Source organism: Chryseobacterium sp. W4I1 (assembly GCF_030816115.1).
Classification (GTDB): domain Bacteria; phylum Bacteroidota; class Bacteroidia; order Flavobacteriales; family Weeksellaceae; genus Chryseobacterium.
Genome location: NZ_JAUSXQ010000001.1, coordinates 2,977,008 through 3,000,283, shown reverse-complemented (window position 1 = coordinate 3,000,283; position 23,276 = coordinate 2,977,008). Strand labels below are relative to the sequence as shown.

The window sequence follows — 23,276 nt, the reverse complement described above, 5'->3', positions numbered from 1 at the left end:
TATTTGGGGGTTTAATGCTATTGGATAATGGCCGGATATGAGTTTCGTAATATGGAATTCAGGTTCAATGTTTAAGATATGTAAACGGAAGTTGGGAGATGCGAGTCTCTGAAAGCTTCAGTAGAAATACTTTACACTTGGCTATTCAGTTTCGGGATTCAGGTTTTAGAATTAAAGATTATAGTTTTAAAATTATAAACTTACAATCTGACATCTGACGTCTGAAATCTGGCATCTATCGCATTAGTCATTAATACATTTTACATTGTACTTTTTACAATCTAAATTCCCCTTCAACAAAATTTTTACGAAAAATGTACCTGTTAAAAGGTACGCAATCAATCTATAGACAATGAAATTGATATATAGCCTGATGTTGGTCTTTTGTGGACTGGCATCAATAAGTGCACAGAAAACGTACTCGGTGGAAGGAACCGTTCAGGATTTTCATGACAAAACCATGCTGGAAAATGCTGTAGTAAATATCGGTGGATTCACAGCGAAAACCAACGCTAAAGGTAAGTTTACATTTAATAAAATTCCTGCGGGAAAGTATACACTCATTGCCAAACATCCTGATTGTAATGATTATACTGAAAATATAGGAGTTGATCAGGATCTACATTTGGTAATTACACTGGAGCATCATAGTCATGATATTGAGACCGTTACCATCCACGGGAGCCATAAATCTAATGGTTCTTTAATCATCAAAACCTTAGATAAGTCAGAAATTGAAAGAAATTCTACAGATAACCTGGGGAATTTATTATCTAAAATTTCCGGAGTAGCGACTTTAAAAACAGGGAATAATATCTCAAAACCTATTATTCATGGGCTTTACGGAAGCAGAATTTCTATCTTAAATAATGGAGTAAAGCTTGCAGAGCAGGAATGGGGCGTAGAGCATGCTCCCAATGTGGATATTAATAATTTTCAGCATATCGATGTCATCAAAGGAGCTTCTGCATTAAAATATGGAAGCGATGCCATTGGAGGAGTCGTGGTGCTGGAGCCTGAAATTTTCCCTAAAAAAGACACGATAAAAGGGTCGGTAGGGCTTACAGGAATTTCCAATGGCCGAGGTCTTGGATTGGATGTGGATGTTGCCAAGATCTGGAAAAACGGATGGGCTGTAAAAACCCGGGGAAGCATCAAAAAATTAGGAGATCAGAGTGCTCCTGATTATAATCTGAAGAATACGGGAATGGATTTTTCTTCTTTTAATTTCACGGTCCAGAATAACAGTTACGAAAAAGGAATCTCCTTTGATTATTATCTGACGAACCAGAATATTGGAATTTTAAGAGATTCACATGTTTCAAGTTCAGGAGATTATGACAGGGCAATGACGGCTAGTCCACCTATTTATTCCGGCAAATTCAGTTATGATATAGATAATCCAAGACAGGTTATTGAGCATCATATCGCAAAAGTGTCAGCTTTTAAAAGATTTGAAAATATTGGAAAACTTTCCGCAACGTACAGTTACCAATACAATCACAGGCAGGAATATGACATCAGAAGAGGAGAGCTGAATGATACGCCTTCTCTGGATTTGGAACTCATGACGCATCAGTTTAACCTTAATGATTTGCTGGAAAGAGGAAAATGGTCTCTGGAAACGGGAATTGATGCCAGTTTTCAAAACAATTATTCAGATCCGGCTACAAAAGCAAGACGCCTGATCCCTAATTATGATAAATATTCTGCAGGGGTATATTCTGTTTTAAAATATAAAATTTCCCATGATTTTAATTTTGAAGCAGGAGCGAGATATGATTTTACCCGGTATGATGTCACCAAATGGTATGATCAGGCGGACTGGGATAAATTATATGCAGATGCATTTCCTCAGTTTTACGTGAAGAAAGATAAAAACAGGATTCTGACGCGTCCTAAGCTTAATTATAATAACGTTTCCTTCAATGCAGGTCTGGAATACCGTCCAAATGCCAATTTTGATTTGAAATTCAATTATGCAAGAGTGGGAAGATCTCCGAATATTGCAGAATTGTTTTCAGACGGACTGCATCATTCCGCAGGCGTGATCGAGACAGGAGATATGGCATTGAAAAATGAACAGGGACATCAGTTTAACCTTACGGTAGATTCAAAATTCAATGTACTGAAGGGACTGAATATTTCTGTAAATCCATATGCATTCATCACGAAAAACTTCATCAATCAGGTTCCTGTAGGGATTAAAGGGACTATCAGAGGGGTATTTCCAGAGTGGGAATATCAGCAGATCGATGCTAAAATGTATGGAGTAGATCTGGATATCAACTGGAAACTTACAAATGACCTTGCCTACGTTGGAAAAGGAAGTTATGTATATGGACAGGATGATACGCACAACGAACCTTTGATCTTAATGATGCCGCCGAATTTTTCCAATGCACTTCAGTTTAAAAAAGAAAAATGGAATAACTTCTATTTTACTGTTGAAAACCAGACGTTTTTAAAACAAAACAGATTCCCTGTAAGAAATGTTGAGTTGGAAGTGTATGTGAACGGTGAATTGACGAATAAAACAATAGACCTGAGTACACCGCCCAACACTTATTCTCTTTGGAATATCCAAACGGGCATCAATATCAGCAAAAATCTTTCGGCGGGACTTATCGTAAATAATCTCTTCAACACTTCATACAGAGATTATCTGAACCGTTTGAGGTTCTTTGCAGATGAGGCAGGAAGAAACTTTATTTTAAACTTTAGATACAGATTCTAAAGATTTCAGAAAAACATTAAATTAAATTTCACAATTTTAAAATTCTAAAAAATGAACAAACTATTCAATACTAAAAATATTATCAGACTATTAGCTGTTTTATTCATTACCATTACTGTTATTTCTTGCCAGAGAGATGGGTCTGTAGCAGAAGATGATCTTCCTCAGGAAGAGCTTACCAATATTATTTTATTGGTGAAAGAGGATACTCCCGGATCAACTGCCATAGAGTATAATTACAGCATCGGGGCAGGAGGGATACCTACAATTCCTTTAAAAGATGGAAAGTCTTATACCGTTGAAGCTAAATTCAGAAACGGAAATGAGGATGCTACCCAAGAAATTATTGATGCTAAAGATGAGCATTTCCTTATTTTCGATTTTCCAAAATCTAATATCGCCGTTACCAGATTAGATGGAAACGATCTAAGAAAAGACGGGAAAAGAGTCGGGCTGAAAACAAAATGGGATGTGGCACAAACTGTTGGTGGAACTGCTCCTTTCCTGAAAATGACTCTTATCCACGAACCTCAAAGTGTAAATGATGCCAAGGCCGGCACTGCCTGGGGAAGTGTAGTAGGTGGAGAAACAGATGCAGAAGCTACATATAACCTAAGTAATTAGAAATACTCCATATAGATATAAACCACTGATTTTTTCAGTGGTTTTTTATTTATACATATTTGACGACTAAGAATTGATTATAAGTGGGTAATTCTCATAAAATTTTCATATTTTTGCAACCTAAAATTTTAATCAATAATGAAGGTTACCGCACAAAACCATGATGACGTAAGTGCATTACTTACAGTGACATTGGAAAAATCTGACTACAAAGAAAAAGTAGACAAGCAGTTGATTAATTATGCTAAAAATGCGCAAGTTCCTGGTTTCAGAAAAGGAAAAGTGCCTTTAAGTATGGTTAAAAAACAATATGAAGCAGGTATTGCATTCGAGGAAATCAACAAACAGGTTTCTGACGCATTGAACAATTATGTTAACGAAAACAAGTTAAGATTAGTTGGACAGCCTGTTCCTCAGCCAGTAAATCAATTGGATTACAACGCTGACAAAGTTGAAGTTGCTTTTGAAGTAGGATATGAGCCTGAATTCACTATAGATTTAGCTAAATATGAAGCGCCTCATTACAAAGTAGAAGCTTCTGACAAAGAAATCACAAAGAGCATTGAGAACATGCAGAAGCGTTTTGCAGAGCAGGTTCCTCAGGATAAAATCACTAAAGATTCTTATATCGCTTTAGAAATTTCTCAGGTTGTAGAAGAAGATGCTGAAGGAGAGCACCACCACCACCCAAAGAATACTACCATTACTGCTGAAAACAAAGAAGCTTTCAAATTGGTAAAAGCTTTGAAAATGGATGGTTCTGTAAAAGTATCTAAAGAAACTCTTGCATCTGACGAAGAATTAGCTAAAGAATTAGGATTCACCAAGGAAGAAGTAGAGCACCTGCACCACGCTGAAGTAGAAGTTAAAGTAAAAGATTTCTATTCACTGAACTTAGCTGAACTTAACCAGGAGTTATTCGACAAAGTTTACGGAGAAGGGACAATCACTTCTGAAGAAGAGCTTAAAGAAAAAGTAAAATCTGAACTGGATGAGTATTTCCAGCAAAATGCTGATGTTCACTATGTGAATAAAGTATTGGAGCAGGTTACTGAAAAAGAAGAAGTAAAACTTCCGGAAGATTTCTTAGTAAAATGGTTGTTATTCTCTAACCAGAATATCCAGTCTGAAGAGCAGGCAAAAGGAATTCTTGAAGCAGAAAAAAGTCAGTTAAGATACCAGATTATTGAAGGTAAATTAATGACTGATAACGATATCAAGTTAGACTATGCTGATGTATTGGCACAGGCTGAGCAGTTGGTAAGAAACCAGTTAGCAATCTACGGAATTCACCATTTAGGTGATGAAGAAATCCAGAAATATGCTGTTGAAATGTTGAAAGACCAGGAGCAGGTAAGACAAATTTCTTCTGAAGTGGCTATGGCTAAACTGAAAGATGTAATTCTTGAAAAAGCTACTAAAAAGGAAACTAAAATTTCTCACGACGAATTTTTAGAAGAACTTAAAAAGTAGTTTATTCCTATATAAATATTTCAAAACCTCCGACCATTCGGAGGTTTTTTGTTTAATACTTGCTTATTTGAATCAATTCAATTGATTCCCTCTTTGCATTCCTTATATATTGCGGCATTACAATCAGACTTGCGTGAAAAATAAGCATACTGTCTTCTCTCAACTTCCAATCTGATTCTCTATTTCCAAAATAATCTTTTCAATACCCTGTTTTCTTAAAAAATCTTAATGTATTACAGCTGAAATTATAAGGTTTTCCTGATAAATAATCTTTGTTTTACTTGTTGTAGTCATTATTCATATATTTACACCTTAAATTTATTATAGATATGAAAAAGATCATCATTCCGTTTTTCTGTGCCGTACTTTTTTCAGTACCGGCAGCAGCTCAGCAGACCAGCGCAGCTCCCGCAAAGACGGAAGTCGTGAAATCTAAACTTACACCAAAAGAAGTGATAGATAATTATTTTAAAGCTCTGGGAGGAAAATCTAAATTGGAAGCCGTAAAGTCTACAGTTATTGATAATACACTCAACGTCCAGGGGATGGATGTCACCATGAGTACCAAAAAGCAGGGAAATAAATTCAGATCTACGCAAAATGCCATGGGACAGCAGGTTAATCAGGTTTTTGACGGAGAAAAAGGATATATAGAAAGAGCAGGGCAGAAAACAGATTTCCCGGCTGATAATATTGCAGAACTTAAAAAAGGAACTACTATTGAGGCACTTGCTTTCAATCCTTCCAACTTTCAGACTGTGACCGTAGAAAAAGTCGATGGCAAAGATTATAATGTACTTTCTTCAGAAAAAGGAAAATTCTATTTTGATAATGCTACGGGACTTTTATACAAATCTTCTGTAGGAGAAGGTAGCGTGGTAGTAGCCAATTATATGACTGTAGAAGGATTGAAATTCCCTTCTGAAGTAAATATTGAAGGAAAAGGACAGAAATTAAGTATTAAAACTACAAAAGTTGTCCTGAATGCCGGTGTCACTGATGCCGATTTTAAATAACAACTGTTTATTTTACCATACAAAAGCCGGATTTTTTCCGGCTTTTTTGCTGCCTGATTAACTTTAACTCAAATTTAACTATAAAGCAAATTTTAACATTTCCTCATATTGTGAATAATTGATACTTTTAAACCGAAAATAAATTCAAATTATATGAAGAAAGTTTTATCCTCATTTGCCGTCATCTTCCTGATGTCTTCAAATGTTTTCGGGCAGAATATCCCTGTGGATCCTTCTGTGAGAATCGGTACCCTTTCCAACGGAATGAAGTACTATATCAAAAAAAACACATTACCTGAAAAGAAAGTAGATTTCCGTCTGGCCATTAATGCCGGATCTATTCTTGAAGATGAAAACCAGAGAGGGCTTGCTCACTTTATGGAGCATATGAACTTCAACGGAACAAAGAATTTTCCGGACAACAAACTGGTAGATTTTCTACAGTCTATCGGGGTGAAATTCGGCCAGCACCTTAACGCTTACACCAGCTTTGATGAAACCGTATATATGCTCCCTGTTCCTTTGGATAAAGCAGGAAATCTTGATGCAGGACTGAAAGTAATGGAAGACTGGGCATTTAACGCGACACTTTCTGATGAGCAGATCAATAAAGAAAGAGGAGTCGTTCTGGAAGAGCTGAGGCTGGGCCTTGGTGCCGACAAGAGAATGGCAGATAAGTATCTTCCTAAATTATTGTACAAATCTCAGTACGCAGACAGGCTTCCGATCGGTAAAAAAGAGGTGCTGGAAAACTTCAAGCCTGATGTGATCAGAAAATTTCATCAGGAATGGTACAGACCGGATCTGATGGCGATCGTGGTAGTGGGAGATATCAATGTAGATGAAGTTGAAAAAAAGATCAAAGACAATTTCAGCAAATATAAAAACCCTTCCAAGCCAAGAGAAAGAAAGGTATTTGACTTACCAAACCATAAAGAGACTTTAGTTGCCATAGAGACAGATCCTGATGCTACCAATTCTATGGTTCAGTTCATTATGAAAGACGCTGAAGCTTACAAGCCGGATGTTACCGTTCAGCAGTACAATCAAAGCATTATTGAAGGTCTTTCTACCACAATGCTGAACAATAGGCTGAAAGAATTGATCAACTCAAACAACCCGCCTTTCACTTTCGGATCGGTATATCATGGTGGAACCTATGCGAGAAGTAAAGAAGCTTTCCAGGGATTTGCCATGGTAAAAGAAGGAAACCAGCTGAATGCCCTGAAGGTACTTTTAGAAGAAGTAGAAAGAGCCAAAAGATTTGGATTTACCCAATCTGAGCTGGACAGAGCAAAAGCGCAGGTAATTTCCAATCTTGAAAGATCTTACAACAACCGTGACAAAACGGAAAGTGATATGCTGGTAGATGAATATGTAAGAAATTTCCTGGAGCAGGAACCTATGCCGGGAATTGCCTGGGAGTATGAAGATACAAAGACCTTCCTGCCAAACGTAACGCTGGCGCAGACCAATGACGTAATCAAGAAAATGGTGAAAGACGACAGCAGGGTAATTGTGATAACAGGGCCTAAAAAAGACAATGTTACTATGCCTACGGAAGCAATGGTTCTCAATACATTTGAAACTGTAAAAATGGCAGATCTTAAGCCTTACGAAGAAAAAGCAACGATCAAAAATTTAGTAAAACCATTCAAATCTGAAGGTAAAATTACCAAAACAGAAACAGATGAGAAACTGGGAACAACAACCTGGACGCTGAACAACGGTGCTAAAGTAACGTTCAAAAAGACCGATTTCAAAGATGATGAAATTGTTTTCTCAGCAAGAAGCTTAGGGGGAAACTCTCTGATCTCAGATGCGGATTTCGTTAAAACCCAATTCGCTTTCGCAGCATTATCGGAAGCAGGAGTAAGTGGATTGTCCAAAGCAGATCTTACCAACTACCTAGCAGGAAAGCAGGTGAGTGTAAATCCAATGATTGGGCCTTATTATGAAGGAATTTCAGGAAGAACTACCCAGAAAGATTTAGGAACCGCTATGGAGCTTACCTATGCTTATTTTACAGGCTTAAATTACAATCCTGCAGCATTCAATGCTTATAAAGAAAAGCAGTCTGCTATGCTGGACAATCTGCTGTCCAATCCTCAGGCTTATTTCTCCAATGAGCATGCAAAATTCATGAATCAGAAGAATCCGAGATTTATCGGACTGTTCCCAATGGAAAAGGACTGGGCCAATACGGATTATAAAAAAGCATACGATATCTATAAAGAGAAATTTGCAAACACCGGCAACTTCCAGTTCTATTTCGTAGGAAATATAGATGAAGCTAAGTTTAAAGAACAGGTACTTCAGTACATTGGTGGTCTGCCTGCAGCAGGAAAGACCGCTACGTTCAAAGATACAGGCTATAGGCCGATGACTGGTGATTATACCAAAGTATACAAAAAAGGAAAAGATCCTAAAAGTATGGTGACGATCTCCTACAGTGGAGAAACACCTTACAATGAAAATGAAGCTCTTGCACTTGCAGCCTTGGGAGAAGTAGCTACCATTAAAGTAATCGAGAAGCTTAGAGAAGATGAAAGCGGAATCTATGGCGGTGGTGCCAGAGGAAGTATGAACAAAATTCCTTACAGTGCCTACAATTTCAGCATCAGCTTCCCTTGCGGACCTGAAAATGCAGAAAAACTGACAAAAAGTGCTGTTACTGAGCTTCAGAAAATGATTGACAAAGGTCCTGAGCAAAAAGATCTTGATAAGTACAAAGAAGGAGAGTACAACGACAACAAAACAGATCTAAAGGATAATATGTTCTGGATGGGTGCTATTGCCAAAAACCAGCTGGACGGAAGTGATAAATATGATATCCTGAATTATCAGGAAAAAGTGAAAGCACTTACTGTAAAAGATCTTCAGGATGTAGCAAAAAAATACCTTGCCAAAGGAAAGATCACAGCAACCCTGATGCCGGAAGACGGATGGGAAAAAGCTAAAAAAGAAGAGGCAAAACCTGAAACAGCAGGAGTGTCTGTAGTAAAACAGTAATTCTTAGAAGAATTGATATAAAAAGAAAACCGCAGACCAGTCTGCGGTTTTTATTTTTTTAAGAGCCATAAGCCGCTTTCCATTCATCGGCAGCCTCACATAAAACATCGTAGAAATCTGTACCATATTTTCTGGTCAGTGGAGTTTTCAGGAACTTATAGATAGGAACCTGAAGTTCTTTTCCCAGAGCACATGCATCACTGCAAACACTCCATTCATGATAGTTCAGGGCAGTGAACGTAGAATATTCCGTGATACGGATCGGGTAGAGGTGGCATGAGATCGGTTTTTGCCAGTCTATAGCGCCATCTTCATAGGCCTTTTCAATACCACATTTTGTAATTCCTTTTTCATCAAAAGTAACGTACGCACATTCGCGGTCTTCCACCATAGGGGTTACATACATTCCATCTGCAGGATCTGTTGTCCAGGTGCCTTGCTCTTCAAGAGCTTTGATACCTTCCTGTGTAAGATAAGGCTTTATTTTATCAAAAATATTGTCTAAAATCTCAAGTTCATCCTTATCCAGAGGAGCACCTACATCCCCCTCCACACAGCATGCACCCTTACATTTCGTAAGGTTACAAACAAATTCTTCGGAAAATATATCCTCTGAAATCAATTTATCGTCTATCTGAATCATAATCTTTAAAATAAATTAAAATAAGTACCTGCTTTAAAAGCAATCAAGCTTATAATGATAAGCCATAAGCCTATCTCCTGCATCCAGTATTTAGGAAGAAATCTTATCATCCTGCTAAGGATAATACTTGACGGAAAAGCCAGAAGCAGTAAATATTCGTAGTTTTTATTCATATACAGAATAATAGTAATCAGCTGAGCCACCGAAAAAACAAGCAGGAAAGTATACTTATATCGGCTTATCGGGCTTTTCTTATTATAGTTCTTAAAGTGGTCATATACTGCATAAATAAGCATCAGGAAAATAGGAATCAGAGGAACCAGATCAGTATAATCTGTCATTGGTTTCATTTTTCCGAAAGGGAAATAATCTATATTCCATGTCGTAAAATTGAAAAAGAACATGATAGAAAAATAACTGAATACAATCATTACAATTCCCAGAAGAAACCTGAAGAGATTGAGACTTATTTTTTGTGAAGTGGCAATAACGTGAACAATCACGAAAACTGCCATTGGCCATGTCGTAGGCAGGAAAATAAAATTCAGTGCAACGATGGCTCCTACCAAAACGTAAGATTTTTTCCTGATATCCTCATCTGCGCTGGTAAGCAGCAAAAGCAGGAAAGAGTTCGTAAGCAGCGATACGGCAATTCCAATATCCAGTTTTCCGGGGTACAGCCCAAAAATAAAAAATGTATATAAAAATAACGGCAGATGCGTCTGGTAATTAAGAGCAATACTGTGAAAACAAAAATATCCCAAAGCAATTCCCAGGAAAGTTATTCCGGCAATAATAGCTTCATATGTATTGAAATTCAGTATGTTAAATATTATAACTACTAAAAGAAGAAAACCAATATAAACAGGGATTGAAAAAATATTGCTTTCTTTTGAAAGTAATTTAAACATTTTTTATAAATTTGTACAAAGTTAATTTAAAAAAGGAAAATAATGACGTCTTTCTGGTTATTCTTAAGTAAAGTTTTCAAATTTACATTTGGTTTTTTTGATACATTTGGAAATGTTCTAAACTGGATTTTATTTATCGTTTGCTGTACCTTGTTTACTTACTGGTGCTATGTACTGGTAGTAAAACTGAGCGGTGATAAAGACAAAGACTATTATTCTCCAACTGAGGGTAAAAACCCTTACTACGATCCAAAGATCTATAAAAAAGAAGGTTAATTAATTGGTTATATAGTAAAAAACCGATTGGAACTATGTTCTGATCGGTTTTTTTATTAATGATTAAAATTTAATTTTCTTTAGTCGTGGATAGGAAGTACCAATACGGGAACCGGGGAGTCCTTCGTAAGCCCTTTCGTTAAACTTCCTACGAAAACATCGTAGATTCCACTTCTTCCGTGTGATCCCATTACGATATAATCTGCATGGTTAATCTTTGCGTATTCCAGGATAATATCTTTAGCGATCCCCTGTTTCAAAAGATGTTCGCAGTCTACACCCTGTGCAATGATTCTCTGCTCGATCTTGTTAAGCTGTACGAGCTCCTCCTTGATCTCATTGGCTTCCACCTCAGGAAAATATTGATATCCCATATCACCGATAGCAAAACCAATATCCGATGGCGCCACGTGAATCAGAAAGATCCTTCCGTTAAGCTGTTTTGCAAATTTTACGGCACCTTCTACAAGCTGCTCTGTTTTGTCCCCAAAATCTACGGGTAGTACAATATTTATCATGACCTTTAATTTTGTTATTTAAAGATAAGAAAAATTGCCCAGTTTTTTATGTTAAATACTTATAATATTCGGATATCAAGAATTTTATCATCTTTCAGATAGGCTTCAAGCACATCATTTTCATTCACCTTTCCTACCCCTTTTGGAGTTCCGGTATAAATAAGATCACCTACTCTCAATGTAAAATACTGGGAAGCAAAAGCGATAATATCATCAAAAGAAAAGATCATATCTTTTGTATTGCCGTCCTGAACTTTTTCTTTGTTTTGCAGTAACGAAAACTGAAGATCTTCAAGATCATAGCTCTCTTTATTGAAGAAATTTCCCACTACCGCAGAGCCGTCAAAACCTTTGGCAAGCTCCCATGGAAGACCTTTGGATTTAAGCTCACTCTGAAGATCTCTTGCCGTAAAGTCTATTCCTAAACTAATCTCCTCATAATGTTTGTGGGCCACTTCTTTCTGAATATATTTTCCTCCTTTTGAAATCTTTACAACAACTTCCAGCTCATAGTGTACGTCATTGGAAAATTCAGGAATATAAAAATCATTTCCTTTTAAAACCGCGGTGTCAGGTTTCATGAAAATAACCGGCTTTTCAGGAATTTCATTTCCTAATTCTTTTGCATGTTCGCTGTAGTTTCTTCCTATACAAATGATTTTCATAACTTTTTTATTTATGTTTTATATGTTCGTCATTGCGAGGAATGGAATGACGAAGCAATCTCTTATTATAAACAGGGTCTATATCGGCTTAAATAATATTCAATTTTAGTGCGTAAACTCATTCCCACAGTAATAGCAAACAAATTTCTGGCTTGACAAAATAGAAATTCCAAAAAAGCTCGTGGCTCTGTCATCTCTATAAATATGGTTTGAGCCGCATTTCGGACATACAAAGTCAAAACCGGGATTCTCAATGGTATGTTCCACTTCCAGTGAATACGCTTCATTGTCGTTGTAGTCCTTCAGAATCTGCTTGGCCTTCTCCAGATCTTCCTCAAAAACCTGTAGCTGAATACCGCCTACAGCTTGTGAAAGCAACCAGTCCGACTGGATCAGCTGTTCGTTGGCAATGAAACCATTCACTCCGTTTTCGGCAAGGATTTGTTTGTCCCTGTTGGCTTCAAGGGCTGTTTCGTAGAATTTAAAACGGACCAGGTTTGACATGTATTAAAATTTGCTTGATAGTTGAATTTTAGTGAAGACTTTCTTCGTGTAAAGTGGGAAATCTGCATTCTGAAGCCATCCGTAATAGCCTAAATCCTTTTGGAATACAGCTTTCACTACCTGTCCTTTATATTTTCCGAAGTTGAAAACAGCTTCCGTTTTATCATTGTATCCGATAAATCCTGCAAGATCAGCATTCTTGTTATGGAATGTAAATTCACTTAGAGGAGCAATTTCATTCGGGATATCGTCATACTTCCCGACCTGCGCATCCAGGACTTCAAAAGTAGCCATTACATCTGCTTCTGCAGAGTGGGCATTCTCAAGAACTTTTCCACAGTAAAACTGGTAAGCTGCTCCTAAGTTTCTCGGTTCTTTTTTGTGGAAAATTGTCTGTGCATCCACCAGTTTGAACTTATTCAGGTCAAAATCAATGTCTACTCTTAAAAGTTCTTCCGCCAAAAGAGGAACATCGAAACGGTTTGAATTGAAGCCTCCCAAATCACTTCCTGAAATCATTTCCATCACTTTCGCCGCAATGTCTCTGAATGTAGGGGCATCTTTTATGTCTTCATCATAAATTCCATGGATCTCGCTGGATTCTTTAGGAATGGGCATTTCCGGGTTTACACGCCAGGTTTTGCTTTCCCTCGATGCGTCCGGATTTACTTTTAAAATACAGATCTCTACAATTTTGTCTTTTCCAATATTGGTTCCTGTAGTTTCAAGATCAAAAATGCAAAGAGGTTTATGGAGTTTTAAATTCATGTCTATAATTTGATAATTTGAAAAATCTATTAATTTGAAAATGTACCGTCTCAAACATCTACTGTCTGATTCTGAAATCTACTTCAACTGTCTCTGAAAAACCAGTGATACTATTATATAATAAATAACAAGCATGGGAATACCAACGGTCTGAAATAGAATCAGAATGGCAATTCCGCCGCCTAATAAAATAACTTTCGGATAATTGTCCTGCAGCTTTTTCGATTTGAATTTCATGGCCATCATCTTGATCGGGCTAATCAGAAGCCATGATGTAATAATGGTAAGCAGGATCAGCAACAATGAATTGTCAAATAGAAAGCCAAAGGTTCCCGTTTCTTTAAAGGCATAATACAAACCAAAAAGCAATACAGTATTGGTTGGCGTATTCAGTCCTTTAAAATAATAACGCTGTTCCTCATCAAGATTAAATATTGCCAATCTAAGACATGAGAAAACCGTCACCAAAAGGCCGATGTAGCTAATGTCAAAAGGAAGGTGTAATCCTAAAATTTCATTTCCAAAAGGCTCAAGAGCTTTGTACATTGTAAGTCCCGGAATCAGTCCGAAGCTCACCATATCCGCAAGAGAATCCAGCTGAAGACCCATATTGGAGTTTGATTTTAAGGCCCGGGCAACAAACCCGTCAAAGAAATCAAAGATAGAAGAAAGAACCAGACAGATTGCTGTAGTCTGATAATCTCCTAAAATAAGATGTATTGCTCCAATACAGCCTGCAAATAAATTAGCAAGCGTCAGCAAATTGGCCAGATTATTTTTTATGAAATTCATACTGGCAAAAATAGGGTTTTTCATAATTTTAACCTGAAATATTATGAAGGAAAAAATATATGAATATGATTTTGATGTAAATTTGCCGAATGAAATTTTTTAAAGAATTTAGAAAACAAGAAGTTCTGGTCCTTGTGTACCGGATTTTCTTAGCATATGTTTTTTATCAGATTGCCCGTCTTTTGTTTTGGTATTTCAATAAAGAACTCATCAAAGTGGATTCTGTTTCAGATTATTTCAGTCTGGCATTTCATGGAACCGCCTTTGATACTACGGCCATTTTATACGTTAATGCCCTGTTTATTTTGTTGAGTCTTGTTCCAATCATTATCAATACAAAAAAAACGTATCAAACCGTTTTGTTTTGGCTGTATTTTGTAACCAATGGCATTGCCTATGCTATGAATTTTGGTGATTTTATCTATTACAAGTTTTCACAAGCAAGACTGACCTCTACAGCTTTGGACGTTGCCAAGCATGAATCCAATGTTTTTAAAGTCTTTACAGTTTCTTTAGGCCAACATCCTTTTGTTCTGATCTGGTTTGTTGTTTTAATGGCAGTTTGGGTTTTCCTCTATAAAAAAGTGAAGATCACAGAACAGAAACCGAAACACCTTATTCCGTACTTTATCTGGTCTGTGCTTACCCTATGTGGCACAGCGGTTTTAGTTGTGGGAGGAATCCGTGGTGATTTCAAGCACAGCACAAGACCAATCAATTTAGTGGATGCCAATCGTTTTGTCGTTAACCCGCTTCAGGGAAATATAGTTTTAAACAGTACATTTTCATTTTTCAGAACTCTGGGAACCAATAATTTTAAAGAAGTTCATTTTGTAGATGAAAAATATATTGCTGATCATGTTCAGCCTTATAAAATATACGATAGGAAAGTAGAGAACCGTCCCAATGTTGTCATTTTTATTGTAGAATCTTTTGGTAGAGAATATTCAGGAGCTTTTAATAAAGATAAAAATATAAAAGGTTACGTTTCTTACACCCCTTTTATAGACAGCCTTGCGGGCCAGAGCTTGATTTTTCCGAATACCTTTGCCAATGGAAGACAGTCTATTCATGGGATGAGCAGCGTACTGGCAGGAATTCCAAGCCTTACCGATGCTTTTACCAGCTCACCCTATTCCAATCAGAAAATCCAGTCTATTGTTTCAGTTTGCAATGATCTGGGCTATGATACCTCTTTTTATCACGGAGCTCCGAACGGATCGATGGGTTTTCTCGGATTTGGAAATATATTAGGATTTAAGCATTATTTCGGGAAAAATGAATACAATCATGATGAAGATTTTGACGGAATGTGGGCAATATGGGACGAACCGTTTCTTCAGTATTTTGCTAAAAATGTAGGAAAGAAGCAGCCGTTTATGACCACAGTATTTACGGCCTCTTCACACCACCCGTTTAAAATTCCTGAAAAATACAATGGCAAATTCAAAAAAGGAACCATAGAAATGCATGAGCCTATCCAGTATACGGATTATGCCATCAAAAAATATTTTGAAACTGCTAAAAAAGAACCTTGGTTCAACAATACCATCTTTGTTTTCACGGGAGATCATACCAATCAGGTTGCTTACGGTGAATATGAGAAAGCAATGAACCGTTTTGCTGTTCCGCTTATCCTGTATTCCCCAAATCCTGAATACAATCTTAAAGGAGTAAATCCTGAAGTGGCTCAGCAGATAGATATCTATCCTACACTGGCAGATCTTATCGGATATCATAAGCAGATCCGAAGCTGGGGCAGGAGTCTTGTAAGCGATAACAAATATCCATCCATCGTAGTGAATTCAGATGGAGCTTCGGAACAATTCATCATAGGAAACCATATGTACCGTTTTGATGGAAAGGAGATTACAGGAGTATATGATAAAAATGATCTTGGATTTGAAAAAAACCTGTTGGGTAAAGTAAAAACGCCTGAAATAGAAATGGGAATGCAAACTGCAAAAGCCTGGTATCAGGATTATATGGACAGGGTGATCAACAGGAAGCTGTATTGATGCGTAGCAGTGTTTAAATTCTTAATTTTGGTATAAGTGTTGTTATATAATGCTAAGGATAGTAAAAGTTTTTGTCTGTTTAAAATTTAATTTATATTTTTATCAATAGATAGACAACAAAAAACGTATATCAGAATTAAAACTATAAAAAATATGAAAAAAGTATTATTGACATTCGTGCTTTCTCTGTTTGGCGTATTATCGTTTGCACAGATCGAAGGAAAGTGGAAAACCATAGATGATGAAACCAAGCAGGCCAAATCTGTTGTTGAGATCTATAAAAAGACTGACGGAAAGTATTACGGAAAAGTTTCACAGCTGCTTATAAAGCCAGCAGACCCAAACTGCAGTTCATGTAAAGATGACAGAAAAGGGAAGCCAATCTTAGGACTGGAGATCATCAGAGGACTGAAAAAAGAAGGGAATGAATTCACTGGAGGAACTATTACAGACCCTAAAACAGGTAAAACTTACAAATGTACCATCACAAAAAGCGGTGACAAACTAAATGTAAGAGGATACATGGGAGTATCTATATTAGGAAGAACCCAGACCTGGGATAAAGTAAATTAACCAGGTTTAAATAAAATGATAACACGGCATTTCAGAAATGAGATGCCGTTTTTTTATTATTTTTCAAAAAAAGTGTAACGAAAATTAAAACTTCCCACTCATAAGGTATGAGCACAGAACTGGAGAAAACCTTTGTTGAATTTTTTAAGCCTAATCAAAGGCTTATTCACAAAATATGCAGGATATATACAGATAATACAGAAGATCATCAGGATTTGTTTCAGGAAATTACGGTTCAGCTTTGGAGATCCTTCCCGGGATTTAAAGGAGAGGCTAAATTTTCAACATGGATGTATAAAGTAGCGCTCAATACGGCAATGACCCTGTTTAGAAAACCTCAGAAAAGAGGTTTGCAACATACTGATGTAGATGTTTCTTCTTTGAAAATGGAATATGAAGTGTATGAAGATGATGAGTACAAGCTGAAAAAAATGTATAAAGCCATCTATGAGCTGTCTGATGTAGAAAAAGCTCTGATCATGATGTACCTGGAAGATAAATCCTATAGAGAAATCGGAGAAGTTCTCGGAATAACTGAAGGAAATGCAAGAGTAAAGATGAACAGGGCGAAGAATAATTTAAAAGCCAAAATAAGCATAAAATAATATGGAAGAATTAGAACTTTTGAAAAAAGACTGGAATAGAGAAAAAGTGCAATTTAAAGAGTATTCAGAAAATGAAATCTATTCCATGATCAAACAAAAATCAATTTCAGTGGCGAAAATTTTATTCGTAGTTGGATTGATAGAAATGATACTCTGGTCACTTTATGGCTATATCAACAGTGAGTTTCCCTATTTGAGAATAATCTTGTTTTTTGGATTTATTATGCTGGCCGTATTGCTGTTCAGAAGATTGAAGACCGGACAAAATTCTTTATCATTAATGAAAAATATTCTGAATCTGCGAAAGCTGATCTTCGGGTACGCAGCGATTTCTTTTTTTATGGTTATTTTGGATAATCTGATTCATTTTGACCTCTATACAAAAGATTTTATGGCAGGTGCCAGAGATGGCTGGAATAGAGGTCAGGATATCATCGTGCATACTAACCCTGAGAGTATGGCGCCCGGCTGGGGAAATTATGCTGTATTTGGTTTTATTATGCTGCTCAGCTTTTATATTGTATACCTGATCTATAAAAGGACTTATGGTAAAATCCTGTCTGATCTGCGAAAAAACTACAGAGAACTTAGCCAGGCAGAAGAAAAGCTTTTTTGATATAATTAATATGAGGTGTCACACAATGTGATGCCTTTTTTGTTATGTGTATAATAAAAAAACACTATTTTTGTAGTCTAAATTTTTCAAATAAATATGGCAGAATATACTTTTCGTGAGGTAATTGCACAGGCAATGAGCGAGGAAATGCGTAAAGACGAATCCATCTTTTTAATGGGGGAGGAAGTTGCAGAATACAATGGTGCATACAAAGCTTCAAAAGGAATGCTGGATGAGTTTGGCGCCAAAAGAGTAATCGATACACCTATTGCAGAACTTGGTTTTACAGGGATTGCTGTAGGAGCTGCGATGAATGGTAACAGACCCATTGTAGAGTATATGACCTTCAATTTTGCGTTGGTAGGTATTGATCAGATTATTAATAATGCTGCGAAAATCCGCCAGATGAGCGGTGGTCAGTGGAATTGTCCAATCGTTTTCCGTGGTCCTACTGCTTCTGCAGGTCAATTAGGAGCTACCCACTCTCAGGCTTTTGAAAACTGGTTTGCTAATATTCCGGGCCTTAAAGTAGTGGTTCCTTCCAATCCATATGATGCAAAAGGATTATTAAAAACGGCTATCCAGGACAATGACCCGGTTATTTTCATGGAATCTGAGCAGATGTATGGTGATAAAATGGAAATTCCAGAAGAAGAATATTACCTGCCGATAGGTAAAGCAGATATCAAAAGAGAAGGTACGGATGTAACTTTAGTTTCTTTCGGGAAAATCATGAAGCTGGCTATTCAGGCTGCTGAAGATATGGCTAAAGAAGGGATCTCTGTAGAAGTGATTGACCTTAGAACAGTTCGTCCTCTTGATTTTGACACCGTTTTGGCTTCTGTTAAAAAAACAAACAGACTCGTGATCTTAGAAGAAGCGTGGCCATTTGGTTCAGTATCTTCTGAAATTACCTATATGGTACAGCAAAAAGCATTTGACTACCTTGATGCTCCTATCAAGAGAATTACAACGCCTGATGCTCCTGCACCATATTCCGCTGCATTATTTGCAGAATGGTTCCCTAAGCTTGAAAAAGTGAAAGAGGAAATTAAAAAAGCGATGTACGTAAAATAACTGTTATAGAGAAAAACTTCCGAAAGGAAGTTTTTTCATTTATTCTATGCATGAAGAATAGTTCATGACGTCATAAAATTAGTATAAATTTGCGCGTTTAAAAAAATAAGCTGATATGGCAGACGTTACAGAAGAAGGTTATCATTTTGATATAAAAAAGCTTTCTTTTATTGGAGTTTTAGTTTCTCTCGGAATTGTTTTTGGAGATATCGGAACATCGCCGCTTTACGTAATGAAAGCGATCGTAAATGCAAGAGATGGTGGTAGCAATATGCCTTTCAACGAATATATAGAAGGAGCTCTTTCCTGTATTATTTGGACACTTACTCTTCAGACGACAATAAAATATGTGATCATCGCTTTAAGGGCAGACAACAAAGGAGAAGGTGGTATTTTAGCTTTATTCTCATTAGTTAAAAACCTTAAGAAAGGATGGCTGTATCTCATTGCTATCATAGGTGCAGCAGCCTTAGTTGCAGATGGTGTGATTACCCCTTCGCTTACAGTAATGTCGGCTATTGAAGGTCTTGAGATATATAATCCTCATACCCCTGTAGTTCCTATTACTATTGGAATTCTGATTGTCATTTTCGTAGTTCAGCAATTTGGGACCAGTTTTATCGGGAGGTTTTTCGGACCGGTAATGGTTGTCTGGTTTTTAGTATTAGGTGGTTTGGGAATAATGCATTTAAGCGAAAACTTCGAGATCTTGAGGTCTTTCAACCCTTATTACGCATACAAGCTTATTGCGAACTCTCCTAGTGCCATTGTTATTCTTGGTGCTGTTTTCCTTTGTACAACAGGGGCAGAAGCGCTTTACTCAGACTTAGGACATTGTGGTGCTAAAAATATAAGAGTAAGCTGGGGATTTGTTAAGATTATGCTTATTTTAAATTATCTCGGCCAGGGAGCTTGGCTCTTAACCAATCATGCAAAACCAGGATTTTCAGTAGTCAATCCATTTTTTGGAATCATGGAAGAATGGATGATTGTACCGGGAGTAATTTTGGCAACTGCAGCAGCAATTATTGCAAGTCAGGCCCTAATTACAGGTTCTTTTACTATTTTCTCTGAAGCAATGTCTCTTAACTTATGGCCTAATCAAAAAATTGATTATCCTTCCGGAGTCAAAGGACAAATGTATATTCCCAGAATCAATTGGGGACTTCTGATTCTGTGTATTATTGTAGTGCTTCATTTTAGAGAATCAGGAAAAATGGAAGCCGCCTATGGACTTTCCATTACAGTAACGATGTTGATGACAACAATTCTGTTGGTTTTCTGGTTATTAAAACATAGAGTAAGCAAAGTATTAATTGTACTTTTTGCCATGGTATATATGGCCATTGAATTAGGATTCTTCAGTGCCAATATTATCAAGTTTATGGAAGGTGGCTGGATCACGGTAGTCCTGGCCGGGTCTATCGGAATTTCTATGTACGCATGGTATAATGGCAGACTGATAAAAACACGATTTATCCAGTTTGTAAAAATAGAAAAATATGTAGCCATCATAAAAGACATGAAGCTGGATGAAAGCATTCCTAAATATGCAACCAATCTTGCCTATCTGAGCAGAGCTAAAAGAAATGATGAAGTAGAATCAAAAATTATCTATTCCATTATCAAGAAACAACCGAAAAGAGCAGATCATTATTTTATATTAAGTATTGTCAATCAGGAAGATCCATATACATTTAAATATACGGTGGATGAAATTCTTCCGGGAACAGTATATAAAGTTAATTTCCTTTTAGGATTTAAAGTAGACCGAAGGATCAACGATTATTTCAGTATGGTATTGAAAGACCTTATGGCAGATGGAACTATTCCTTCAAGAAGCAGCCATCCGTCTCTTAGAGCTCATAATATTCCGCCGGATTTGAAATATGTAATTATAGATAATACATATATTAACGATATACTTTTAACTGTTAAACAGAAGATTACGCTTAATATATACAACTTTGTGAAGTACATAGGAAGTGATGATTTCAAAGCCTGGGGAGTATCTTCGCATAACGTAGAAGTAGAATCTGCACCGATTACTGAACTTACGGTTTACGACAGTAAGATTGAACAATCCGGATTCTTTCGTCATAATTCCTAAAAGGTCGGGTACCAAACCATAAGGTCTATTTAAATAAAAATCAATAAATTTGTAGATAATTTTTTTGATGGATACAGTACAAAAAGAAAAAAATATTGCTTTGATCAAGGATGTTTTGAGAAACTACTTATTAGAAAAGGGTTTCAGAAACACGCCTGAACGATATACGATATTAGAGGAGATTTATAGTATGGATCATCACTTCAATGTGGATGATCTGTATCTTCTGATGATGCAGAAGAAATATCATGTTTCAAAAGCAACGATTTACAACACTATTGAAATTTTCCTTGATGCCGGATTGATCCGTAAGCATCAGTTTGGAGAAAAAACATTAACCTCTTCCTCTTATGAGAAGTCTTATTTTGACAAGCAGCATGACCACTTGGTGATCTACAAAAAAGGCTCTGATAAAGAAATTGAAGAAATCATCGAATTCTGTGACCCAAGAATTCAGGGAATTAAAGAAGCAATTGAAGAAGCATTTGGCGTAAATATTGATTCGCATTCGCTGTATTTCTATGGCACCAAGAATGATTAATTAATGAGAATAATCCTTTTTCTGTTTATTTTTATTTCTGCGTTCAGCTCCGCACAGGACAATAAAACCACGCAGATGGATCCTTATATTCAAAATAAAGGAAAAACTTCGCCTGTTGTAAGACCGGAAGATAAGGTGAAGATCATCCATACCGATGAGTTTAAAAAAGATACCAAATATGAAGGTAACCAATATCTCGTAGGTCATGTTCAGATAGAGCACCAGGGATCTGTTCTCTTTGCGGATGAAGTTATTATTTATAATGATCAGAGTCTTGTAAAAGCTATCGGTAACGCAAAGCTTCAGAATGCAGACGGTTCTGTGATTACAGCCCATGAAATGGAGTATAACGGAGTTACTCAAAAAGGAGTTGCTAAAAAAGATGTTGTTCTTACCGACCCGAAACAGACTATTAAAACAGATATTCTTTATTATGACAGACTTGCCAATCAGGCCTATTTTAATACAGGAGGTACAATCAGTGATGCACAAAATGTGATGTACACGAAATCTGCGACCTATTTTCTAAACACCAAAATGATCGATTTTGTTGGAAATGTGAAAATAGACAGTCCTGATTATATTATAGAAGGTCCTAATATTAAACAGAATCAGAATACAAAAGTTGCCGAATTCTTCGGACCTACAACCATCACCAATCGTGCGAATCCTAAAAACCGGATCTACACCGAAAGAGGAACCTACAAAATGGAGACTAAGGAAGCTTTCCTTAATAAAAACTCCAAGATATTTTATAACGACAAAATTCTTACCGGTGACGATATGTATTTCAATAATATAACCGGTTTTGGTAAAGCGACAGGGAATGTTACCTTGGATGATCCCATCGAAAGAAGATACATAAAAGGAGGTTACGGTGAGGTTTTCCAGAAGAAAGATTCTGCAATGATGACCAAAGGGCCCTATGCCGTGAAAATCATGGAGAAAGATTCCATTTACTTTGCAGCAGAAAAGATTCTCTCTTACCAAAGACCTGACTCAGCAGATATCACCCTGAAGAAAAGCTTTTTAAGAGCCTTTAAAAAAGCACGTATTTTCAAATCAAACGCACAGGGAAGGGCAGATTCAATTGCCTTCAATGAAACAGACGGAATAATGCATATGTACACCAGTCCCATTCTTTGGAGTGGTGAAAAACAGGTGACTGGTGACAAAGTGGAGGCCTATTTCAATACAAAAAATGAAAACATTGATTCACTTAAAGTAATAGGAAATGCATTTGCCATCAGCAAAGTAGATTCTTTAAATCTGAAAGATGAATTTAACCAGGTGAAAGGAAAGTTCATGACCGTTTATTATGAGAAGAACGACATTAAAGAAGCCCGGGTTGTTGGAAATGCTCAATCGATAGCCTATGTTGATGATGTTGATCAGGAAACCAAGAAGCCTCAGAGAATAGGGATCACCCTTTCTACCTGTGGTATTATAGGCGCTTTGTTTGAAGAAAGAGCATTACAGATTATTTCATGTAGTATAGGAGCAAATTCAGATACCTATCCTATGAGTAAAATTGAACCGGATAAAAGAAAATTTCCGGATTTCAACTGGAATACGAAAGACCGGATCAGAAAATGGCAGGATATTCTTGTAGATAGCCCTAATTACGAAGAAATAAAATATTCTTCTGATAATGAGCTGTTTGATCAGGCGCAACAAGCTATAGACAAAGAGAAAGCCAAAGAAGAAGCCAAAAAACCCAAAAGGGTAAGAAAATAGATGAATATTTTTTCAGTGGAACAATAAATCACCATTTTTTAATAAGAAATGGTGATTTAT

The 23,276-nt window shown here is 36.7% G+C and carries 21 protein-coding genes; 14 read left to right on the top strand and 7 right to left on the bottom strand.

Annotated features, from left to right (window positions below; genetic code table 11):
- Positions 1-352: 352 nt before the first annotated feature.
- From QF044_RS14035 to QF044_RS14015, 5 genes are all read left to right on the top strand, one after another.
- Entirely contained in the window at positions 353-2,737 is a 2,385-nt protein-coding gene (locus tag QF044_RS14035) for a TonB-dependent receptor (RefSeq protein ID WP_307268423.1), read from the top strand.
- Positions 2,738-2,788: 51 nt separating this feature from the next.
- Positions 2,789-3,361: a hypothetical protein gene (locus tag QF044_RS14030; RefSeq protein WP_307268420.1), complete on the top strand. Its 573-nt coding sequence runs from the start codon at positions 2,789-2,791 to the stop codon at positions 3,359-3,361.
- 138 nt (positions 3,362-3,499) lie between these two features.
- Positions 3,500-4,834, top strand: a complete 1,335-nt coding sequence (locus QF044_RS14025; RefSeq protein ID WP_307268417.1) for a trigger factor — start codon at positions 3,500-3,502, stop codon at positions 4,832-4,834.
- A 329-nt stretch (positions 4,835-5,163) separates the two neighbouring features.
- Positions 5,164-5,850, top strand: coding sequence for a hypothetical protein (locus QF044_RS14020; protein ID WP_307268415.1), 687 nt, complete (start codon positions 5,164-5,166; stop codon positions 5,848-5,850).
- 153 nt (positions 5,851-6,003) lie between these two features.
- The gene (locus tag QF044_RS14015) at positions 6,004-8,862 is read left to right on the top strand and encodes a pitrilysin family protein (protein ID WP_307268412.1); all 2,859 of its coding nucleotides are present in this window, start codon (positions 6,004-6,006) and stop codon (positions 8,860-8,862) included.
- Between the two features lie 58 nt (positions 8,863-8,920).
- Here the strand turns inward: QF044_RS14015 and QF044_RS14010 are convergent, their stop codons facing one another.
- Positions 8,921-9,505 carry a DUF3109 family protein gene (locus QF044_RS14010; RefSeq protein WP_307268410.1) on the bottom strand — a complete coding sequence of 195 codons (585 nt, stop codon included), beginning with the start codon at positions 9,503-9,505 and terminating at the stop codon, positions 8,921-8,923.
- Positions 9,506-9,510: 5 nt separating this feature from the next.
- A complete protein-coding gene (locus QF044_RS14005; RefSeq protein WP_307268407.1) occupies positions 9,511-10,416 on the bottom strand; it encodes a DUF6427 family protein in 906 nt (301 codons plus the stop codon).
- Between the two features lie 42 nt (positions 10,417-10,458).
- Between QF044_RS14005 and QF044_RS14000 the strand changes: the two genes are divergently transcribed.
- The gene (locus QF044_RS14000; RefSeq protein ID WP_260542741.1) at positions 10,459-10,692 is read left to right on the top strand and encodes a hypothetical protein; all 234 of its coding nucleotides are present in this window, start codon (positions 10,459-10,461) and stop codon (positions 10,690-10,692) included.
- 80 nt (positions 10,693-10,772) lie between these two features.
- Here QF044_RS14000 and QF044_RS13995 read toward each other — a convergent pair whose 3' ends face one another.
- The 5 genes from QF044_RS13995 to QF044_RS13975 form a co-directional block, all read right to left on the bottom strand.
- A complete protein-coding gene (locus QF044_RS13995; protein ID WP_307268404.1) occupies positions 10,773-11,210 on the bottom strand; it encodes a universal stress protein in 438 nt (145 codons plus the stop codon).
- Positions 11,211-11,269: 59 nt separating this feature from the next.
- Positions 11,270-11,875 carry a fumarylacetoacetate hydrolase family protein gene (locus QF044_RS13990; protein ID WP_307268401.1) on the bottom strand — a complete coding sequence of 202 codons (606 nt, stop codon included), beginning with the start codon at positions 11,873-11,875 and terminating at the stop codon, positions 11,270-11,272.
- A gap of 105 nt (positions 11,876-11,980) precedes the next feature.
- Entirely contained in the window at positions 11,981-12,379 is a 399-nt protein-coding gene (locus QF044_RS13985; RefSeq protein WP_307268399.1) for a putative signal transducing protein, read from the bottom strand.
- A 3-nt stretch (positions 12,380-12,382) separates the two neighbouring features.
- Positions 12,383-13,147 carry a 3'-5' exonuclease gene (locus tag QF044_RS13980; RefSeq protein ID WP_307268396.1) on the bottom strand — a complete coding sequence of 255 codons (765 nt, stop codon included), beginning with the start codon at positions 13,145-13,147 and terminating at the stop codon, positions 12,383-12,385.
- A 78-nt stretch (positions 13,148-13,225) separates the two neighbouring features.
- Positions 13,226-13,939: a phosphatidylcholine/phosphatidylserine synthase gene (locus QF044_RS13975; RefSeq protein WP_307272031.1), complete on the bottom strand. Its 714-nt coding sequence runs from the start codon at positions 13,937-13,939 to the stop codon at positions 13,226-13,228.
- An 89-nt stretch (positions 13,940-14,028) separates the two neighbouring features.
- Here QF044_RS13975 and QF044_RS13970 point away from each other — a divergent pair, with 89 nt between their 5' ends.
- From QF044_RS13970 to QF044_RS13935, 8 genes are all read left to right on the top strand, one after another.
- Positions 14,029-15,957: an LTA synthase family protein gene (locus tag QF044_RS13970; RefSeq protein ID WP_307268393.1), complete on the top strand. Its 1,929-nt coding sequence runs from the start codon at positions 14,029-14,031 to the stop codon at positions 15,955-15,957.
- A 153-nt stretch (positions 15,958-16,110) separates the two neighbouring features.
- Positions 16,111-16,530 carry a DUF2147 domain-containing protein gene (locus QF044_RS13965; protein WP_307268390.1) on the top strand — a complete coding sequence of 140 codons (420 nt, stop codon included), beginning with the start codon at positions 16,111-16,113 and terminating at the stop codon, positions 16,528-16,530.
- Positions 16,531-16,637: 107 nt separating this feature from the next.
- Positions 16,638-17,135 carry an RNA polymerase sigma factor gene (locus tag QF044_RS13960; RefSeq protein WP_307268387.1) on the top strand — a complete coding sequence of 166 codons (498 nt, stop codon included), beginning with the start codon at positions 16,638-16,640 and terminating at the stop codon, positions 17,133-17,135.
- 1 nt (position 17,136) lies between these two features.
- Positions 17,137-17,751 (top strand): hypothetical protein, encoded by a 615-nt coding sequence (locus tag QF044_RS13955; protein WP_307268385.1) that lies wholly within the window; start codon positions 17,137-17,139, stop codon positions 17,749-17,751.
- Positions 17,752-17,847: 96 nt separating this feature from the next.
- Positions 17,848-18,828 carry a pyruvate dehydrogenase complex E1 component subunit beta gene (locus QF044_RS13950; protein WP_307268382.1) on the top strand — a complete coding sequence of 327 codons (981 nt, stop codon included), beginning with the start codon at positions 17,848-17,850 and terminating at the stop codon, positions 18,826-18,828.
- 115 nt (positions 18,829-18,943) lie between these two features.
- The gene (locus QF044_RS13945; protein WP_307268379.1) at positions 18,944-20,938 is read left to right on the top strand and encodes a KUP/HAK/KT family potassium transporter; all 1,995 of its coding nucleotides are present in this window, start codon (positions 18,944-18,946) and stop codon (positions 20,936-20,938) included.
- A 67-nt stretch (positions 20,939-21,005) separates the two neighbouring features.
- The gene (locus QF044_RS13940; RefSeq protein ID WP_034706517.1) at positions 21,006-21,479 is read left to right on the top strand and encodes a Fur family transcriptional regulator; all 474 of its coding nucleotides are present in this window, start codon (positions 21,006-21,008) and stop codon (positions 21,477-21,479) included.
- 3 nt (positions 21,480-21,482) lie between these two features.
- Positions 21,483-23,216, top strand: coding sequence for an OstA-like protein (locus QF044_RS13935; RefSeq protein WP_307268377.1), 1,734 nt, complete (start codon positions 21,483-21,485; stop codon positions 23,214-23,216).
- Positions 23,217-23,276: the final 60 nt, after the last annotated feature.